Below are 18,051 nucleotides of genomic sequence, written 5' to 3' on the forward strand. Positions count from 1 at the left end.
TCGTTCACCGGGCTCGCGTGCGGGCCCGGGTTTGCGAACACTGTCTATTGGAGCCAGTCATGCGTTATATCAGTACCCGCGGCCAGGCACCGGCCCTGAATTTCGAAGACGTTCTGCTGGCCGGTCTGGCCACTGACGGCGGCCTGTATGTGCCGGAATGCCTGCCACGTTTCACCCAGGAAGAGATCGCTTCGTGGGCCGGCCTGCCGTATCACGAGCTGGCCTTCCGGGTAATGCGCCCATTCGTGGCTGGCAGCATCCCCGATGCCGATTTCAAAAAAATCCTCGAAGAAACCTACGCTGTGTTCTCGCACAACGCCGTCGCACCGCTGCGTCAGCTGAACGGCAACGAATGGGTATTGGAGCTGTTCCACGGTCCGACCCTGGCGTTCAAGGACTTCGCCCTGCAACTGCTCGGTCGCTTGCTCGACTACGTGCTGGAAAAACGCGGCGAACGCGTGGTGATCGTCGGTGCGACCTCCGGTGATACCGGTTCGGCCGCCATCGAAGGCTGCAAACACTGCGAAAACGTCGACATCTTCATCCTGCACCCGCACAACCGCGTGTCTGAAGTGCAGCGTCGCCAGATGACCACGATCTTCGGCGAGAACATTCATAACATCGCCATCGAAGGCAACTTCGATGACTGCCAGGAAATGGTCAAGGCCAGCTTCGCCGACCAGAGCTTCCTCAAAGGCACGCGTCTGGTGGCGGTGAACTCGATCAACTGGGCGCGAATCATGGCCCAGATCGTTTACTACTTCCACGCATCGCTGCAGTTGGGCGGTCCGGCACGTTCGGTGTCCTTCTCGGTGCCCACCGGCAACTTCGGCGACATCTTCGCCGGTTACCTGGCACGCAACATGGGCCTGCCGATCAACCAGTTGATCGTCGCCACCAACCGCAACGACATCCTGCACCGCTTCATGAGCGGCAATCAGTACGTCAAGGAAACGCTGCACGCCACGCTGTCGCCGTCGATGGACATCATGGTGTCGTCGAACTTCGAACGCCTGCTGTTCGATCTGCACGGTCGCAACGGCGCAGCGATTGCCGGTTTGATGGACACCTTCAAGCAGGGTGGCGGTTTCAGCGTCGAAGAGGAGCGCTGGACCGAAGCTCGCAAACTGTTCGATTCGCTGGCCGTGGATGACGCGCAAACCTGCGAAACCATCGCCGAAGTCTTCGAGCAAACCGGCGAACTGCTGGATCCGCACACGGCCATCGGTGTGAAGGCTGCACGCGAGTGCCGTCGCAACCTGGATATCCCAATGGTGATCCTCGGTACGGCCCACCCAGTCAAATTTCCGGACGCCGTGGAAAAAGCAGGCGTAGGAAAAGCGCTCGAACTACCTGCACATCTTTCTGATTTGTTTGAGCGAGATGAGCGCTGCACCGTGCTGCCAAATGACCTGAAAGCCGTCCAGGCCTTTGTCAGTCAGCATGGCAACCGCGGCAAGCCTCTGTAACCAATTAAAACTGTCACATTTTGAAGCCCGTCTCCTGACGGGCTTTTTCATTTCTGCATGCCACACTTGTTGCGTTTTCGCCCATGAGGGACGGGCGAGTTGATCGCGAAGGAAGTGGTAATGCTGTTTTTAAAAGGGTTAAAACCAGCCGCGCGCTGGATGTTTTTTTTGGTCGGTATCCTGGGCTTTGCTCAATGGGGGGGCGCATCGCAATTGACGGCTTCCGAGCCCAAGGGATCCGTCGTCAACACAGCGATCGAGCTGGACGCTCAGGAACTTGAATGGATTGCCGAGCATTCGCAAGTCATCGTCGCCTCGGTGCAATATCCGCTGTACCTGTTCAAGGATGAGCGCGGCCACTGGAGCGGCTTGAACAATGATCTGCTCAACCGCATCAGCGCCATGACGGGATTGCAGTTTGTTCATGAAGAGTCGTTTTCTACCGATCAGCTGCTTGGACGGCTGGAAAGCGGTGCCGCGGACATGAGCACGACGCTGGCGATGAATGACGAACGCAAGACGTTTCTGGATTTCAGTCATGCGTTCGGTGGCGCTGGCTGGGTGTTCGTCGGGCGGGCCGGCGCGCCAGTGGTGCAATCCTTGGAGCAGCTGTCGGGAAAGGTTCTGGTGTTGCCGACGCGGCATGCGCTGGAGGCTACGATTCGCCGCGACAATCCGGACATCGATCTGCGCTCGGTTAAAACCTATACGGAGGCCCGGGCGTTGGTCGAAAGCGGTGAGGCCTATGCCACCATCGAAAACGAAATCGGAGCACAACTCTATCCGTCCGGTCAGCTCAAGGTGGGGTATGCGGTGGAGGGCAAATGGGAGGCGGACCACCTGGCTGTGCGCAAAGGTCAGCCGCAATTGACAAGTATCCTCAACAAGGCGCTTGAGGCGTTTCCTCCTGCCGAGTTGCGCGCGATTCGCCTGAAATGGCTCAATGGGGTTGCCCCCGTTCAGGTGCCCGGCAAATGGCACCGGCTCACCCAGTGGGGCTGCTGGGGAATGTTTATCGTCAGTCTGTTCGGCCTGCTGTCTCTGCTCTGGAACCGCCGGCTCACGGTATTGATCCAGCAGCGTCTGGATGCCGAGAAAAGCCTGAGTGATCAGCTTGCCTTCCAGCATGCGTTGATGGACGCCATGCCCGATCCGATGTTTGTTCGTGATCTGGAAGGGCGTTTGATCATGTGCAACAAGAGTTATGAAGAGGGCTTGTCGACTCGTTTCGACCAGGTTCAGGGACGACAGTTGATTGAACAGGATGTCTTGCCCAAAGCGACTGCCGATCTGCTGCATGCAGAGTTCATGGCCCAACTTGGAACGCGCAAGCCCCGTTTCAGTGAACGTCAATTGATGTTCAACAACGGCGTCAGGCATATCTATCAGTGGACGGTGCCTTTTTACAGTGCCAATGGGCAATTGCGTGGTCTGCTGGGGGGATGGACCGATATCGACAAGCGCAAGAGGCAGGCCTGACGCGACTGTTTTCTCTCTGTCATCTTCGCCGTGCATGCTCTTTCGACCAGAGGCGCAGGTTCACCTGCAGTCGGTATCCAGAACTTTCTTCTCGGGCCAGGGGTCATTTACTGTAGGCACGCCCCAGGCACTTTGTTTTCGGACTATTGAGTGGTGATCGAGATGGAAAGTATCAGTCTATTGCTCGGTGAGGCTCTGAGCCCGTATCAGGTTACGTTGACCCCGTCAGGGACCCATGGCGAATGCCTGGTGACACTGAAGAATGCGTCCGGCGCTATCGTGGTCGAACGCGCGTTCAATCAGGCCCAGTTGACCAGCAAACGTTTACTGACGGATGTGGTCGACGGATTGCATCGCGACGTGCTGATCGCCGAAGGTCGGCTGGAACCCTGCGTCATAGCGGCGTTGCGCAATGCGGCTCAAGACAAGATCCTGGCCAATCGAAATTGAATTGTTTTTTGTGGGAACCTTCCTGCGCCAATGTCAGTCAGACCATGTAACAGCAGGATCAAGCATTGTGCTCCGGTGCTTGTAGCTTGCTGTTACTGGTCTTTATGTAGGCCACGTTTAACCCCGAGTCGTCTCCCCACTTCTCGGGGTTTCTTTTTGCCTGCGATTTGTCATTGCTGCGCCTGATGCTCGAAAAACGCCTTGGTTTCTTTTAAGTAATCGCTGCGGCGTTCCGGATCCAGCCAGTCGGCGTATAACTGATCCAGTCGCTGGCGCGGCAATGTGCGCAAGAGCTGGTTGATCTCGGTGATCGCCTGTCGGCCCTGGGGCGAATGGGAGCAGCCGATGTGCCCGGACAAGTATTTGCCCGTGCCCCTGACCGGATAGAACTCCAGTTGGTCGTCCGCAATATGTTCCTGATTGGCCTGATAGCGGATTTCCGGCCAGTAACCCAAGACAACCTGCAAACGGCCCAGGCGCTGCATCTGTAACAGACTGCCAAGCGCGTCGTTGCCGTGATGGGGTGTCAGCGCGTTGGGCGGTGCCTGTTTCAGCAGCGTGTCGAGGAACTGGCCATAACTGCGTTCGGCCACGACACCGACTTTCTTTCGACCACTGGCCAGCATCGCCGCCAGATCGACTTCACCGTCGACAAGAAAGGGTACCAGCACCCGTCGATCTTCCTTGCGAACGACAAGGCCATTGCTCACGGCACGGAAGGCTGGAATCGAGAAAGTAATCCATTGTTCTCGCTCCTTGGTCCAGACCAACGAGGGATCGCATGTAAACGACTCTTCGTGAAGCATTTGCATGCCACGGGCGCGGTTGACCCGCATCAGGGTGTGTTCGTATTGCGGCATGCCGGCGATCAACAGCGGCAGCAATTCATCAATGATCCCCTGACCTTTTTTCGGACCTTCGAGAATCATCGTTGGCGGCAAATCACGCAGTAACCAGATCAGCGTCTCTTTGGGGTACGCTGAAACGGATGAGCTCAGGCCCGACAGAAATACGAGCATCGCCAACGCCCACCCGCCGCGGGCGTAATCGAGTGCTGATGAGAGCAGGCGTTTCAGCTTAGATCGCCCCGTCTTCACGCAGCTTTGCGATCTGTTCCTTGTCGTAACCAAGATCGTTGAGTACCTGCGCATTGTGTTCGCCCAACTGCGGCCCGACCCATTCCGAAGTGCCGGGTGTCTCAGAGAGTTTCGGCACTATTCCCGGCATCTTGAAATCTTTACCGTCCGGCAACTTGGCTTTCAGGAACATTTCCCGGGCCAGGTACTGTGGATCACTGAACATGTCTTCAGCGCTGAAGATCCGACTGACCGGTACGTCGGCCTGATTCAACTGCTCGATGATGGCGTCCAGCGGCAGTGAGTTGGCCCAGCGATCAATCACCCCATAAATCTCGTCGCGACGGCTATCGCGTCCGTCGTTACTCGCCAACGCAGGGTCGTTGGCCAGGTCGTCGCGACCCATGATCAGCATGAAACGTTTGAAGATCGCGTCGCCATTGGCGCCGATCTGCACATGCTTGCCGTCGGCACTGGTGTGGATCGAGGAGGGCGTAATGCCCGGCATGATGTTGCCGGTGCGCTCGCGGATGAAACCGAACACGTCGAACTCGGGGACCATGCTTTCCATCATGGCGAAGATCGCTTCATACAGCGCCACATCCACCACTTGGCCGAGGCCGCCGTTGACTTCGCGATGACGCAGGGCCATCAGTGCGCCAATCACACCCCAAAGTGCGGCAATCGAGTCACCGATAGAAATTCCTGTGCGCACCGGTGGTCGGTCTTCGAAACCAGTGATGTAGCGCAGACCCCCCATGGATTCACCGACGGCGCCAAAACCTGGCTGATCCTTCATCGGTCCGGTCTGACCGAAGCCCGAGAGACGCACCATCACCAGTTTCGGGTTCAGTGCGTGCAAGACTTCCCAACCCAGACCGAGTTTTTCCAACACGCCCGGGCGAAAATTCTCTATCAGGATGTCCGCTTCGCTGAGCAGTTTTTTCAAAATCGCCAGGCCGTCGGGGTGTTTCAGGTTCAGCGTCAGGGACTTCTTGTTGCGCGCCTGAACGAACCACCACAGCGAAGTGCCTTCATACAACTTGCGCCATTTGCGCAATGGATCGCCGCCATCGGGGGACTCGATTTTGATCACTTCGGCACCGAACTCGCCGCAAATCCGCGAGGCAAACGGCCCGGCGATCAGCGTACCCAATTCAATGACTTTCAGACCTGAGAGCGGTTTTCCGGTGAGCGGCATGCTGAATCCTGTAGGACAGAGGTTGAGCGAATACAGCGTTTTAACATAGCCGAACGTCAGACGACCAAGGTTGATCGCCTTCAATTCGTGGATTGCCTACCGCATCGGTTAGACTTGCCGCCTTTCCCCGTATCAAGAAGCCCGTTCATGGCCCAGCCGTCCACAACCTACAAGTTTGAACTGAACCTTACCGACCTCGACCGCAGTGTGTACGAGAGCGTGAAGCAGACCATTGCTCGTCACCCTTCGGAAACCGAAGAGCGCATGACCGTGCGGCTGCTGGCCTACGCCTTCTGGTACAACGAGCAGCTGTCGTTCGGTCGCGGTCTGTCAGACGTGGACGAACCTGCCCTGTGGGAAAAAAGCCTGGACGACCGCGTTCTGCACTGGATCGAAGTCGGCCAGCCAGACGCCGATCGCCTGACGTGGTGCTCGCGTCGCACCGAGCGCACTAGCTTGCTGGCCTACGGCAGCCTGCGCGTCTGGGAAACCAAAGTGATCCCGGCGATCAAAAACCTGAAAAACGTGCACATCGCGGCTGTTCCGCAGGAAGTGCTGGAAACGTTGGCCAAGGACATGCCCCGCGTTATCAAGTGGGACGTGATGATCAGCGAAGGGACGATTTTCGTCACCGACGACCGTGGTCAGCATGAAGTTCAGTTGCAGTGGCTGAGCGGCGAACGCGGCTGATTATTCGCAGCTAACCTGCGTTATCCGGTTTTATCCTACGTATTCAAGAGAAGCACCTGTCACCCCATGCGCATCGAACCTCGCCTGTTGCCCGACACCCTGCCATTCCTCGGTGACCTGCCGCCGCTGCTGACCCGTCTGTACGCGGCGCGGGGCGTGCAGTCCGAGGCTGAACTGGACAAGAGCCTGGCACGGTTGATCCCGTTCCAGCAGCTCAAAGGTATCGATGCGGCCGTGGATTTGCTGGTGACGGCGCTGGAACAGCGTCAGCGGATTCTGATCGTCGGTGACTTCGACGCCGATGGCGCGACGGCCAGTACCGTCGGCATGTTGGGTTTGCAACTGCTGGGCGCGGCGCACGTCGACTATCTGGTGCCGAACCGTTTCGAGTACGGCTACGGCCTGACGCCGGAAATCGTCGAAGTGGCGCTGACCCGCACGCCGCAACTGCTGATCACCGTCGACAACGGTATTTCCAGCGTCGAAGGCGTGGCGGCGGCAAAAAAGGCCGGGCTCAAGGTGCTGGTCACCGACCACCACTTGCCCGGCGATGAACTGCCATTAGCCGATGCCATCGTCAATCCGAACCAGCCGGGTTGCGAGTTTCCGAGCAAGGCGCTGGCCGGCGTCGGGGTGATTTTCTATGTGCTGATGGCCCTGCGTGCGCGTTTGCGCAGCCTCGGTTGGTACGAGAGCAAGCCGCAGCCGAACATCGGCGAGTTGCTGGACCTTGTGGCCTTGGGCAGCGTCGCCGACGTGGTGCCGCTGGATGCCAACAACCGGATTCTGGTGCACCAAGGTCTGGAACGGATTCGCGCCGGGCGCGCGCGGCCGGGGATCAAGGCGATTCTCGAAGTCGCCAAACGTGACCACACGCGCATCACCTCTACCGACCTGGGTTTCATTGTTGGCCCACGTCTGAACGCGGCGGGTCGTCTGGATGACATGAGCCTGGGCATCGAATGCCTGCTCACCGAAGACGCCGCTCTGGCGCGTGAAATGGCGGCTCAGCTCGACGGCATGAACCAGGACCGCAAATCCATCGAGCAGGGCATGCAGCGTGAAGCGCTGGCTCAACTGAAGGATTTGCCGGTCGAGTCGATGCCGTTCGGCTTGTGCCTGTTCGATCCCGAGTGGCACCAGGGTGTCATCGGAATCCTCGCATCGCGTATGAAAGATCGCTATTTCCGTCCGACTATCGCCTTTGCCGATGCAGGCGAAGGCTTGCTCAAGGGCTCGGGGCGTTCGGTTCAGGGTTTTCATATTCGCGACGCGTTGAGCGTGGTGGCGGCGCAGCATCCGAATCTGATCAGCAAATACGGCGGCCATGCGATGGCCGCCGGCCTGACGTTGCCCGAAGCGAATTTTCCGTTGTTCGCCGAAGCCTTTGACGCAGAAGTGCGTAGGCAATTGCGCGAAGAAGACCTGACCGGGCGCCTGCTGTCGGACGGCACACTGGCGGTCGAGGAATTCCATCTGGAACTGGCTCGCGCCTTGCGTCATGCCGGCCCATGGGGGCAGCACTTTCCGGAGCCGTTGTTTCATGGGGTGTTCCAGCTGGTCGAGCAGCGCGTCGTCGGCGAGCGGCACCTTAAAGTAGTGCTGAAAAGCGAATGCGGTTCGGTGAAGCTGGATGGCATTGCCTTCGGAATCGACCGCGACATCTGGCCGAATCCCACCATCAAGTGGGTGGAATTGGCCTACAAACTCGACCTCAACGAGTTTCGTGGCAACGAGACGGTGCAGTTGATGATTGCCCACATCGAACCGCGTTAAGCCCTTCGCGAGCAAGCCCGCTCCCACATTGGTTTTGTGCTCGACGCAGATCCACTGTGGGAACGGGCTTGCTCGCGAAGGCGATTTCCCTCACACCGAATTTCTATGAACCCTCCCTCATCCCCCGTTGTCGACTAGGCTCTAAGCACTGCTTGATTATCCTTGTGACGTCTTGTCGAATTTTTGCCCGCGGGGGCGGGTGCTGCACCTTTTTCCTGTCACTCGTCGACTTTTCAAACAGAACCCTGGAGCCTGCCCACTGATTCGAGAGGTGCCCCATGAGTCTGCTGCTTGAACCCTATACTCTTCGCCAATTGACCCTGCTCAATCGCATTGCCGTATCGCCAATGTGCCAGTACTCCAGCGTCGATGGCCTGGCCAATGACTGGCACCTGGTCCACCTGGGCAGCCGCGCTGTCGGCGGGGCCGGTCTGATTTTTACCGAAGCCACGGCGATCACTGCCGATGGCCGCATCACCGCCGAAGACCTCGGCTTGTGGAATGACGAACAGATCGAACCCCTTCAACGCATCACCCGCTTCATTGCCGCCCAAGGCGCGGTTGCCGGCATTCAACTGGCTCACGCCGGGCGTAAGGCCAGCACCCATCGGCCATGGATTGGTCAACATGGCAGCGTCAAACCCGAAGACGGTGGCTGGGTTCCGGTGGGCCCTTCGCCGATTGCTTTCGACCCGCAGCACACACACCCCAAACAGCTCGATGAAGGCGAGATTGCTGAGGTTATTCAGGCCTTTGTCGCTTCGGCCAAGCGAGCACTGACCGCCGGTTTCAAAGTAGTCGAAGTACACGCCGCCCACGGTTACCTGTTACATCAGTTTCTTTCGCCCTTGAGCAATCAGCGGCGCGATCAATATGGTGGTTCGTTCGAGAATCGAATCCGGCTGGTGCTGCAAGTCACCGAAGCGGTGCGGGCGGTGTGGCCTGAAGAACTACCGCTGTTCGTGCGGGTGTCGGCCACCGATTGGGTGGAGGACGGCTGGAACCCGGATGAGACCGTGGAGCTGGCGCGACGCCTCAAAGCGTTGGGCGTAGACCTGATTGACGTCTCGTCGGGCGGTACCGCGGCCAATGCCGAGATTCCTACAGGTCCCGGTTATCAGACTCGCTTCGCCGAACGCGTGCGCAAGGAGTCAGGCATTGCCACCGGCACTGTAGGAATGATTACCGAACCGGCGCAGGCCGAGCACATTCTGCGTACCTGCCAGGCTGACATCATCTTCCTGGCCCGTGAGCTGTTGCGTGATCCCTACTGGCCGCTGCATGCCGATGATGACCTGGGAGGGCGCAAGGCCATCTGGCCGGCGCAGTATCAACGGGCGACGCATCGGGATCAGCCGATTCACGAGTCGGATTTGCGTGACTGACTGACGCTGTAAAACCAAAAAGCCCCGGTCGAGTTGACCGGGGCTTTTGTATTTCTACAGCCGTCAGGTGTACTTGCGCTTATCCGGTGCAGGTGGGAAGTACTGGTACAACCAGGTTTCACTCAACGTCCGGTCATGGGTGCGAATGAACAACCGCAGTTCCACAGGCTCCACGCTGTCATTGGTCGGGAACCAGTCAAAGGTAATGCGGTAGCCCTTGATGTCATCCAGGACCAGCACGTTGAAATCCTTCACCTGCCCATTCGAGCAAGTGACCACCGGCTCGATCCCCGCACCTTCCGGCAAGCGATCCAGGCCGCCGCCCGTGAAGTCCACGGCAAACCGTCGAGCCCAAACCTCCGGGTAATGCTCGCCGGGGGCCCAGCCTTCGATAAAGCCGCCCATGCCCGAACGAGTGGCGTTGACCCGCGCCAACGGCGTACTCACTGGCGGCAGAGCGCTCCAGTAGAGCTTGTAGCCGTAGTTCAGTGAATCACCGGCCGCGACCGGTTTCTTCGGGGTCCAGAATGCGACGATGTTATCGAGGGTTTCGCCGGTCGTAGGAATTTCCATCAGATCGATAGAGCCTTCACCCCACGCGGTCGTAGGTTCTACCCACAGGCTCGGGCGCTTGCTGTACCAGTCGACGGTGTCTTGATAGCTGTCAAACTCATGATCGGTCTGCACCAGGCCGAAACCTTTCGGATCAGTGTCGGCGAAGGCATTGAATTGCAGGGTGGCCGGGTTGTTCAGCGGGCGGCAGATCCACTCACCGTTGCCGCGCCACATGGCCAGGCGATCAGAGTCGTGGATCTGTGGGTGAATCGTGTCGCACATGCGTCGTTCATGCGTGCCGCAGCTGAACATGCTGGTCATCGGCGAGATACCCAGTTGTTCGATGGCGGTGCGCGCGTTGATGTGGGCATCGATGCCCATGACGACCTGGCTGGCCTGACAGTCGATGTCGAAACGGTAGGCGCCGGTGGCGCTCGGCGAGTCCAGCAGTGCGTAGACCACGAAGCGGGTGCTGTCCTTGTCCGGGGTCTCGAACCAGAACTTGGTGAAGTCGGGGAATTCTTCACGCTTCTTGGCATACGTATCAATCGCCAGACCGCGTGCCGACAGACCGTACTGGCCCGAGGCATCTACCGCACGGAAATAGCTGGCGCCGAGGAAGGACAACACGTCGTGCCGGTCCAGCTCCGGGGCCTTGAACAGCTTGAACCCGGAGAACCCCAGGTCGCCCTTGAGCTGCTTGGTGTCGACCGTGGTTTTTTCATAGTTGAACAGGGACGGGCGGAAATGCACCTCTCGTGCCTGACGCGTCTTGGGATCGACGCTGTACATGCGCACCGGTTGCTTGAAACCCATGCCAACGTGGAAGAACTGCACATCCAGCTGACCATTGAGGTCATTCCACAGCGAATGGTTGCCGTCGTAGCGGATCGCATTGAAATTTTGCGGCGTCATGGTCGCCAAGGTCGGCGGCAGCACCTGCTTGGTGTCCTGATATCGATTGCCGGCGAGCTGCTTGGCCTGGATCTTCAGCGCTTCGAAGTCGAACGCCTGAGCCTCGCCATCCGCCGCGCTGGTACCGGCCCAGGCCCGCGCAGCCAGCAGACCGGTGGCGGATAATCCGGTGTAGGCAGCGATGGCCATGGATGCTTTGAGCAAATTCCTGCGGTGCATAAGTACAACCTGTCGTGAACAATCCCGCGCCGTTCCTGGCACGTGCTGGATCAAAAATGGAGGTTCGGACATGCCTTCGGCCAAACGCAACGGACATTACACAGATAACAAATAGCTTAAACCGTTCGGTTGCGGAGAAAAAATGATTGATGGCGTGATGACAGCGCGGCAATGAAACAAGAAATGTCGGTTAACAATTCCGACAGGACTTTCTGATTTATAGGGCATTTCTGCTTTTTTTGACTAATTACTCTAAAAACCACTTTTCAGCGCCGATTTAATTCCTATTCTGTGTTCATGACCGGTTTCTGCCCTTCAGGCCGGTGGTTAATGAAAAGGAAAGGGCGATGCGGTTTTTGAAGTTTTCTCTGACGTATAGAAGGACATCGTCCATGTCGAAAGTACAAGGCATCACCGAACTGTTAGGAATCTTTCCCTGCCTGGCGACCGGGCGGCGAAGGCGTCGGCTCAGTTCGGACGAAATGAAATTGTTAGAGCGCTATCGAGAGCTGTCGGAAAGCGACCAGATTGCGATGCGGTATCTGGTGGATGCGATGAGGAGTGTTTCGCGGTTTTGACCGAGGATGGTTACCGTGAAGGCCATTTGGCTTTTACGGTGGCCAGGCGGGTCAATTTTCCTGCATCGGCGTCGGTGATGCCTTCGTGGATTGCTTGGTGGCGAGCAGCGATGTCTTTTTGTTCGATGGTCTGTCGCAGATACTTTTCTGCAAAGGAGTTATCACTTGGAATCACTTCTACAACGCTTTGGCTGCTGATGCACAGTTTGCTCATGGCTGCGGATTACTCATTCAGGAGGGCAATTGAATAGGTGTAGCCAAACCAAAGGGGCGGACTGTGAAGTCTGCCCCTTTTTCATTTCTTTACCTTACCTTCAACTGCAAGTGCCCATGATCTTGAACGGCCGTTGTGCTTGCATCAGATCAGGCATGTCCCGCCACTTGATCCAGGCCTGATGCTGCCAATGCAGCAGCGGCACCGATATCCCGGCCCACTGCAACGAACTCAGGCTAGGAGCGTTTTCCACAGATGCCGCTTTAGAATCCCGCAGCATTGGGATGACTACGTTGCTCAACCATTGGCGCAGGTTTCGGTTTTTCGGGACGAAATGGTGCACCAGAAGGGCGTACATCCCTGATTCGCTGACCATCAGTGATTCGACTGTTTTCCCATTCTTGAGCAGCCAGACATATCGACGTTGATCGGGATCGAGTTTCAGGGTGAGGCGTTGGTCCATCGAACGCCCCATCAATCGACCAAGGTCCTGGACGCAGAACCAGGCTTGGTTGTCTTGCATGAAGGCGTGGAGGAAACGGTTGTGGCGGGTGAAGACGCAGGGGATGAAATGAGGATGGGTCATGGCCTGCCTCCCGCGATGGTGAGACGGCTTTTTGTTATGACGACTTCAGATGGATTTTGGATGTGCTCAAGCATTTTTCGACTCCAGGATGAAAAAGGGAGCCGCCACTCATAGGAGAGCGCGGATGCGCCATATTGATAGTGTTCCGGCTTCGACCCCGGGTCGCTGATTTGGCAGCGACGAGGTAAAGCCTATCGTTCAGGAGCTCGCGGCGCCAAGTCTACTCTGGCGCCGCGTGTTGTAGGAATCAGTGTCTTTTCTGGAAGGCTTGATCTGTAGGAATTTCCTGTTTTTTCCTGAAGTGCGGTGAAGCAGCATCACAGCCGTGGTTTTTCCTATAGTTTTTCCTGCATTCAGGAACGAACTGCAGGGTTGCTACATGTTGATCGAATTTTCAGTTTCCAATTATCGCTCCTTCCGTGACAAACAAACCCTGTCCATGGCTGCGACGCCGCGCTTGAGCAAAAAGCGCAACGTGTTCACGCCAATCGTAAATGGAGAAAAACTGCCTGATTTGTTGAAGGTGGCGGCGATTTACGGACCGAACGCATCCGGTAAATCTTCGCTCATCCGGGCGATGGGGATCATGGGGAGTTTGCTCGCTTCAATACCTACATCAAATGATGAACCGCTACCGGTTTCGCCGTTTCGGTTTGATCCGCAACTCCAAAACGAACCCAGTTCTTTTGAGTACAACTTCATTCAACACGGGTTCAGGTATCGGTTTGTTCTACGCATGACGGCGCAGCGGATTATCGAGGAACAATTGGTTTCCTATTCCAAAGGTAAAGAAATGCTGTTGTATTCGCGTCGCTTTGTTGATGAGAGCGAGCATTATGTTTTTGGCTCAAGCCTTGAGGGCGGTAAAGAGGTGCACAACGCTTGGCGGCGTCTGACGAGCCCCAAGATGTTGTTTATTTCGCAGGCGGTTGCGAACAGTAGCGAAGAGTTGACTCAGTTGCGGGGGCCGTTTAGCTGGTTTCAAGCAGGTCTACTCGTTATTGAGCAGAACAACATGATGGGACTGTCAGCAGCGTCCATCAGATTTCTTCGGATGGCATCGGATTACACACATGATTTACAAGACTTTCTAAAGGAAGTGGATGTCCCGGTGTCAGCGATCCGGCTCAATACCGAAGACGCGGAGTCCGTTCAGCGGACTGAAAAACTCACACTGAAAGAGTTCTTCGCAGCAGCCCAAAAAGACAAAGTAACCCTGACGCATACGAGTCTTTTAGGCAAAGCGGAGTTTGATTTTTCAGAGGAGTCCGGTGGTACGAAAAACCTGATCGGATTCTGGCTGCCCTGGTTCATGATCAATCACTCCGATGGGAGCGGGATTCTTTCAGTCGATGAGTTGGACAGCAGCCTTCACCCCTCAATAGTCGCTGACCTGATTGAGAAACACCTGGACAGTGGGTTGAATACCCAACTGATCTTTACCACTCACGACACTCACCTAATGAACGCCAAAGCGCTTCGGCGCGATCAGTTCTGGATCACCGAAAGAGACGCTAACGGTGCAACCTGCCTTTTTTCTGTTTACGATTTTGAAGGGCGGGAAGGGGAGGATGTCGAGAAACGCTACTTTGAAGGTCGTTATCGTGGGTTGCCGTTGATAAGGCGGGGTTGATCATGGCGCGTTCGCTACGGCTGTTTGATCGAAAGGCACCGCGGTTCAAGCCTCAACCCAAAGTGCTGATCCTCTGTGAAGACAGCAAGTCAGGAAAACGATATCTGGAGGAGGCCGCATTTCATTTTCGTGCCGACGCTCAAGTGGAAATTGCTCACTGCGGCGTCACTCACCCAAGTGGCATTGTAGAAACAGCCATCGCCCGTCAGAAAGTCTTCGACAGGGTGTTTTGTGCATTGGATCGCGATACTCATCTGTGTTTTGAGCGAGCGATAGATCTGGCGCGGCCGCATCCGAAAATTAAAGTCATCGCCTCATACCCCTGTTTCGAGTTTTGGTTACTTCTGCACTTCGGGTTCAATCGAAAGCCATTTCGAGCGGTCGGGAAGAATTCCCCAGGCGACTTGGTGGCCAAGAGCCTCAGAGGGAAACCCAACATGGATAATTACGAGAAGGGCGATGACACCAACTATTTTGTACAACTCTTGGGTGAGCCATTTCAAAAGGCGAGAGCTTTAGCGCCAAAGATTATCGAGGATGTCGCCAACAGCGGCGAACCCAACCCCAGCACTGAAATCCATCTGCTGATGGATGAGTTCGAAATCCTCTCCAAACCTCAACCGATCTAACAACCCAGCCCGCATCGCTGCGGGCTGGGCAACATCATTTACCGACTAACCTTCCAAGCATCCCCCGCAGGCGCAGTCCCGTGGTCATACGGCTTGGCCAGCCACATGTAGATCAACCCCAGGCTAATAACAATGGCAGTACTCAACACCATCGCATAGTTGATGTACCACGCCGCATCCGGCGTGCGCGGCCAGGACATGTTGATGATCGCGCCGACGCCATAGACCAGCGCTCCGACGTTGACTGCCCAGCCCCAGGCGCCGAGGGTGAATTTGCCGCTCGGTTTCCAGCCTTTCATGCGTGCATACAGCGCGGCGAGCACGATCATCTGGAACGCCAGGTAGATGCCGATGGCCGCGAAGCTGACGATGGTTGCCACCGCATCTTGCAGGAAGAAGCCCAACACAATGATCAGCGCCGGTAGGACGCCGGACACGAACAGCGCCGCAACCGGAACCTGAGTCGTAGGGGAAATCTTCTTCAGCAGTGAGCTGCCGATGACCATTTCGTCTCGAGCGTAGGAATAGAGCAGACGACTCGCCGCCGCTTGCAGGCTGATGACGCAGGATATGAAGGAAATCATGACCACGCCCATCACCACTTTTGAACCCACCGGGCCGAAGGCGTTGTTAAGGATGGTGCTGACCGGGTCCTTGTCGGTGCCGTTGATCACCGCTTGCATGTCTGGCACAGCGAGGATCAGCGCCAGGCAGGCGAACATCGCCGCGATGCCGCCGATGTAGATGGTCAGGCGCATGGCAATCGGGATCTGTTTGCTCGGGTTCGGGGTTTCTTCGGCCACATCGCCGCAGGCCTCGAAGCCGTAGTACAGGAACATCCCCGCCAGCGATGCGGTGAGGAACGCCGGAAGGTAGGAGCCATCAATGCTGATATCGAAGGTGTTGAACAACACGCTGATCGATTGATGACGCTCGAAGACCAGCAAATAAACGCCGACGATCACCGCACCGATCAGCTCGCAGAGGAAGCCGAACATGGCGATCCGCGCCAGCACCTTGGTGCCACTGAGGTTGACCAGGGTGGCGAACAGCGTCAGAAACAGTGCGATGACGATGTTGGTGTTGTTGCTCGGTTCAAAGCCCATCATGGCGGCCAGGTACGGACCGGCGCCCACCGCAACAGCAGCGATGGTCACACACAGGGCGATGGAGTAGATCCAGCCGACCATCCACGCCCAGCGCTTGCCCACCAAGCGGCGAGCCCACGGGTACACGCCGCCGGAAATCGGGAACTGCGAGACCACTTCACCGAAGATCAGGCACACCAGCAACTGGCCGCATCCGACCAGCAAATAAGCCCAGAACATCGGTGGCCCACCGGCGGCGAGGCACAGGCCGAACAGGGTATAAACCCCTACGACCGGAGAGAGATAAGTGAAGCCCAGGGCGAAGTTTTCCCACAGGCTCATGCTGCGATTGAAGTTCGAGGTGTAGCCCAGTTTGCGCAGTTGCTCGGCATCGCTGTCGGCGACGACTGCAGAGAGATCGGGTGATGCACTCATGGTGTGTTAACTCCGGAAAATCGGCAGATTTCGGATGTCCAAAACCGTGGCAGGGCCATGACGGCGCTGCCCGGATCGGTGGTTATTGTTTTGGTTTGCTTGGGGTGGAACCTGGTGGTGCGTGTTGCCAAGATCGTCCTTGAGGTCGTGGTGACACCTTCGCGAGCAAGCCCGCTCCCACAGGGGAAATGCGATCAAATGTGGGAGCGGGCTTGCTCGCGAAGCTTTTAGTGCTTGAACATCACATGCCGAACAACGGTGTAGTCCTCCAGCCCGTACATGGACATGTCCTTGCCATAACCGGACAGTTTCTGACCGCCATGCGGCATTTCGCTGACCAGCATGAAGTGCGTATTCACCCAGGTGCAGCCGTACTGCAAGCGTGCAGACAAGCGATGCGCGCGACCGACGTCAGAGGTCCAGACCGACGATGCCAGGCCGTAGTCGGAATCGTTGGCCCAGCCCAGCACCTGCGCTTCATCGGTGAATTTGGTCACCGACACGACGGGCCCGAACACTTCGCGACGGACGATTTCGTCGTCCTGCTGAGCGTCGGCCAACACCGTCGGTTCGAAGAAGAAGCCATTGCCCTCAACAACCTTGCCGCCCGTAATCAAACGGATGTGCGGTTGCGCCACGGCACGCTCGACAAACCCGGCCACGCGGTCGCGATGTTGCGCGGTGATCAACGGACCGAGCTCGGTCGACGGATCATCCTGCACGCCGTACTTGATGCTGCTGACCGCTTCGCCGAGCTTCTCGACGAATTTTTCGTAGATGCCTTCCTGTGCGTAGATGCGGCAGGCAGCGGTGCAGTCCTGGCCCGCGTTGTAGAAACCGAAGGTGCGAATCCCTTCCACGGCAGCATCGATGTCGGCGTCGTCGAAGATGATCACCGGGGCCTTGCCGCCCAGTTCCATGTGCATGCGTTTGACGCTGTCAGCGGTGCTGGAAATGATGTTCGAACCAGTGGCGATCGAACCGGTCAGCGAGACCATGCGCACTTTCGGGTGTGTGACCAGTGGGCTGCCGACCGTAGGACCACGGCCGAACACCAGGTTAAGCACACCGGCCGGGAAAATTTCCGACGCCAGTTGCGCCAGACGCAGCGCGGTCAACGGGGTTTGTTCCGACGGCTTGAGCACCACGGTGTTACCGGCCGCCAGGGCTGGGGCGATTTTCCAGGCGACCATCATCAGCGGGTAGTTCCACGGCGCAATCGATGCGATTACGCCGACCGGGTCGCGGCGGATCATCGAGGTGTGGCCGTGCAGGTATTCACCGCCCGCCGAACCGCTCATGCAACGGCTGGCGCCGGCGAAGAAACGGAACACGTCGGCAATCGCCGGGATCTCGTCGTTCAGCGCAGCGCTGTAAGGCTTGCCGCAGTTGTCCGATTCCAGTTTGGCCAGCTCTTCGCCGTGGGCTTCGATGGCGTCGGCGAGTTTGAGCAGCAGCAGCGAGCGTTCTTTCGGGGTTGTTTGCGACCAGGTTTCGAAGGCGCTGTCGGCGGCACGCACGGCGGCATCGACCTGGGCTTCGCTGGCTTCATTGATTTCCACCAGTACGCTGCCCAGCGCAGGGTTGAACACCGGTTGGGCGGGGCCTTCGCCGTCGATCAGTTGGCCGTTGATCAAGAGTTTGGATTGCATGGCTTTGTCCTCTTTCTACCG

General features: G+C 57.3%; 16 protein-coding genes. 9 read left to right on the plus strand and 7 right to left on the minus strand.

What is annotated here, in order from left to right; all coding sequences use genetic code 11:
• Positions 1 to 59: 59 nt before the first annotated feature.
• The 3 genes from thrC to ACYZTX_RS07605 all read left to right on the plus strand — a co-directional run bounded on the left by thrC (position 60) and on the right by ACYZTX_RS07605 (position 3,398).
• Complete coding sequence (gene thrC / locus ACYZTX_RS07595; protein ID WP_462033546.1) at positions 60 to 1,469, plus strand: threonine synthase; 1,410 nt, start codon at positions 60 to 62, stop codon at positions 1,467 to 1,469.
• Positions 1,470 to 1,589: 120 nt separating this feature from the next.
• Positions 1,590 to 2,948, plus strand: a complete 1,359-nt coding sequence (locus ACYZTX_RS07600; protein ID WP_462033547.1) for a transporter substrate-binding domain-containing protein — start codon at positions 1,590 to 1,592, stop codon at positions 2,946 to 2,948.
• Positions 2,949 to 3,110: 162 nt separating this feature from the next.
• The gene (locus tag ACYZTX_RS07605; protein ID WP_461974037.1) at positions 3,111 to 3,398 is read left to right on the plus strand and encodes a DUF3509 domain-containing protein; all 288 of its coding nucleotides are present in this window, start codon (positions 3,111 to 3,113) and stop codon (positions 3,396 to 3,398) included.
• Between the two features lie 170 nt (positions 3,399 to 3,568).
• Here ACYZTX_RS07605 and ACYZTX_RS07610 read toward each other — a convergent pair whose 3' ends face one another.
• Entirely contained in the window at positions 3,569 to 4,495 is a 927-nt protein-coding gene (locus tag ACYZTX_RS07610) for a TIGR02285 family protein (protein WP_462033548.1), read from the minus strand.
• Positions 4,476 to 5,675, minus strand: a complete 1,200-nt coding sequence (locus ACYZTX_RS07615; protein ID WP_462033549.1) for a CaiB/BaiF CoA transferase family protein — start codon at positions 5,673 to 5,675, stop codon at positions 4,476 to 4,478. Before ACYZTX_RS07615 ends, ACYZTX_RS07610 begins: the two co-directional genes overlap by 20 nt.
• Before the next feature lie 147 nt (positions 5,676 to 5,822).
• On the opposite strand from ACYZTX_RS07615, the gene ACYZTX_RS07620 reads away from it, so the two are divergent.
• From ACYZTX_RS07620 to ACYZTX_RS07630, 3 genes are all read left to right on the plus strand, one after another.
• A complete protein-coding gene (locus tag ACYZTX_RS07620) occupies positions 5,823 to 6,365 on the plus strand; it encodes a YaeQ family protein (protein ID WP_007897614.1) in 543 nt (180 codons plus the stop codon).
• A gap of 66 nt (positions 6,366 to 6,431) precedes the next feature.
• Positions 6,432 to 8,141 carry a single-stranded-DNA-specific exonuclease RecJ gene (gene recJ / locus ACYZTX_RS07625; RefSeq protein WP_462033550.1) on the plus strand — a complete coding sequence of 570 codons (1,710 nt, stop codon included), beginning with the start codon at positions 6,432 to 6,434 and terminating at the stop codon, positions 8,139 to 8,141.
• Between the two features lie 278 nt (positions 8,142 to 8,419).
• On the plus strand, positions 8,420 to 9,526 hold the full coding sequence (locus tag ACYZTX_RS07630) for an NADH:flavin oxidoreductase/NADH oxidase (protein WP_462033551.1): 1,107 nt from the start codon (positions 8,420 to 8,422) through the stop codon (positions 9,524 to 9,526).
• A gap of 63 nt (positions 9,527 to 9,589) precedes the next feature.
• Here the strand turns inward: ACYZTX_RS07630 and ACYZTX_RS07635 are convergent, their stop codons facing one another.
• The gene (locus tag ACYZTX_RS07635; protein WP_462033552.1) at positions 9,590 to 11,215 is read right to left on the minus strand and encodes a glucan biosynthesis protein D; all 1,626 of its coding nucleotides are present in this window, start codon (positions 11,213 to 11,215) and stop codon (positions 9,590 to 9,592) included.
• Between the two features lie 392 nt (positions 11,216 to 11,607).
• Between ACYZTX_RS07635 and ACYZTX_RS07640 the strand changes: the two genes are divergently transcribed.
• Positions 11,608 to 11,793, plus strand: a complete 186-nt coding sequence (locus ACYZTX_RS07640) for a hypothetical protein (RefSeq protein ID WP_282377029.1) — start codon at positions 11,608 to 11,610, stop codon at positions 11,791 to 11,793.
• A gap of 10 nt (positions 11,794 to 11,803) precedes the next feature.
• On the opposite strand, the gene ACYZTX_RS07645 is transcribed toward ACYZTX_RS07640, so the two are convergent.
• Positions 11,804 to 12,007: a hypothetical protein gene (locus ACYZTX_RS07645; protein WP_462033553.1), complete on the minus strand. Its 204-nt coding sequence runs from the start codon at positions 12,005 to 12,007 to the stop codon at positions 11,804 to 11,806.
• Between the two features lie 100 nt (positions 12,008 to 12,107).
• Positions 12,108 to 12,593 (minus strand): BRO-N domain-containing protein, encoded by a 486-nt coding sequence (locus ACYZTX_RS07650; protein ID WP_462033554.1) that lies wholly within the window; start codon positions 12,591 to 12,593, stop codon positions 12,108 to 12,110.
• A gap of 379 nt (positions 12,594 to 12,972) precedes the next feature.
• On the opposite strand from ACYZTX_RS07650, the gene ACYZTX_RS07655 reads away from it, so the two are divergent.
• Positions 12,973 to 14,226, plus strand: coding sequence for an AAA family ATPase (locus ACYZTX_RS07655; RefSeq protein ID WP_462033555.1), 1,254 nt, complete (start codon positions 12,973 to 12,975; stop codon positions 14,224 to 14,226).
• Between the two features lie 2 nt (positions 14,227 to 14,228).
• A complete protein-coding gene (locus tag ACYZTX_RS07660; RefSeq protein WP_462033556.1) occupies positions 14,229 to 14,855 on the plus strand; it encodes an RloB family protein in 627 nt (208 codons plus the stop codon).
• Positions 14,856 to 14,893: 38 nt separating this feature from the next.
• Here the strand turns inward: ACYZTX_RS07660 and ACYZTX_RS07665 are convergent, their stop codons facing one another.
• Together ACYZTX_RS07665 and ACYZTX_RS07670 are read right to left on the minus strand one after the other, a co-directional pair.
• The gene (locus ACYZTX_RS07665) at positions 14,894 to 16,378 is read right to left on the minus strand and encodes an APC family permease (protein WP_462033557.1); all 1,485 of its coding nucleotides are present in this window, start codon (positions 16,376 to 16,378) and stop codon (positions 14,894 to 14,896) included.
• Positions 16,379 to 16,605: 227 nt separating this feature from the next.
• Entirely contained in the window at positions 16,606 to 18,030 is a 1,425-nt protein-coding gene (locus ACYZTX_RS07670) for a gamma-aminobutyraldehyde dehydrogenase (RefSeq protein WP_462033558.1), read from the minus strand.
• Positions 18,031 to 18,051 lie beyond the last annotated feature (21 nt).

Source organism: Pseudomonas sp. MDT1-17 (assembly GCF_054898105.1).

Excerpts from the sequence above, each read along its gene's own strand:
- ACYZTX_RS07650 (WP_462033554.1), bottom strand. The coding sequence starts at position 12,593 with ATGACCCATCCTCATTTCATCCCCTGCGTCTTCACCCGCCACAACCGT.
- ACYZTX_RS07665 (WP_462033557.1), bottom strand. The coding sequence starts at position 16,378 with ATGAGTGCATCACCCGATCTCTCTGCAGTCGTCGCCGACAGCGATGCC.
- ACYZTX_RS07660 (WP_462033556.1), top strand. The coding sequence starts at position 14,229 with ATGGCGCGTTCGCTACGGCTGTTTGATCGAAAGGCACCGCGGTTCAAG.
- thrC (WP_462033546.1), top strand. The coding sequence starts at position 60 with ATGCGTTATATCAGTACCCGCGGCCAGGCACCGGCCCTGAATTTCGAA.
- ACYZTX_RS07615 (WP_462033549.1), bottom strand. The coding sequence starts at position 5,675 with ATGCCGCTCACCGGAAAACCGCTCTCAGGTCTGAAAGTCATTGAATTG.
- ACYZTX_RS07640 (WP_282377029.1), top strand. The coding sequence starts at position 11,608 with ATGTCGAAAGTACAAGGCATCACCGAACTGTTAGGAATCTTTCCCTGC.
- ACYZTX_RS07630 (WP_462033551.1), top strand. The coding sequence starts at position 8,420 with ATGAGTCTGCTGCTTGAACCCTATACTCTTCGCCAATTGACCCTGCTC.
- recJ (WP_462033550.1), top strand. The coding sequence starts at position 6,432 with ATGCGCATCGAACCTCGCCTGTTGCCCGACACCCTGCCATTCCTCGGT.
- ACYZTX_RS07645 (WP_462033553.1), bottom strand. The coding sequence starts at position 12,007 with ATGAGCAAACTGTGCATCAGCAGCCAAAGCGTTGTAGAAGTGATTCCA.
- ACYZTX_RS07600 (WP_462033547.1), top strand. The coding sequence starts at position 1,590 with ATGCTGTTTTTAAAAGGGTTAAAACCAGCCGCGCGCTGGATGTTTTTT.
- ACYZTX_RS07620 (WP_007897614.1), top strand. The coding sequence starts at position 5,823 with ATGGCCCAGCCGTCCACAACCTACAAGTTTGAACTGAACCTTACCGAC.
- ACYZTX_RS07655 (WP_462033555.1), top strand. The coding sequence starts at position 12,973 with ATGTTGATCGAATTTTCAGTTTCCAATTATCGCTCCTTCCGTGACAAA.
- ACYZTX_RS07605 (WP_461974037.1), top strand. The coding sequence starts at position 3,111 with ATGGAAAGTATCAGTCTATTGCTCGGTGAGGCTCTGAGCCCGTATCAG.
- ACYZTX_RS07635 (WP_462033552.1), bottom strand. The coding sequence starts at position 11,215 with ATGCACCGCAGGAATTTGCTCAAAGCATCCATGGCCATCGCTGCCTAC.
- ACYZTX_RS07670 (WP_462033558.1), bottom strand. The coding sequence starts at position 18,030 with ATGCAATCCAAACTCTTGATCAACGGCCAACTGATCGACGGCGAAGGC.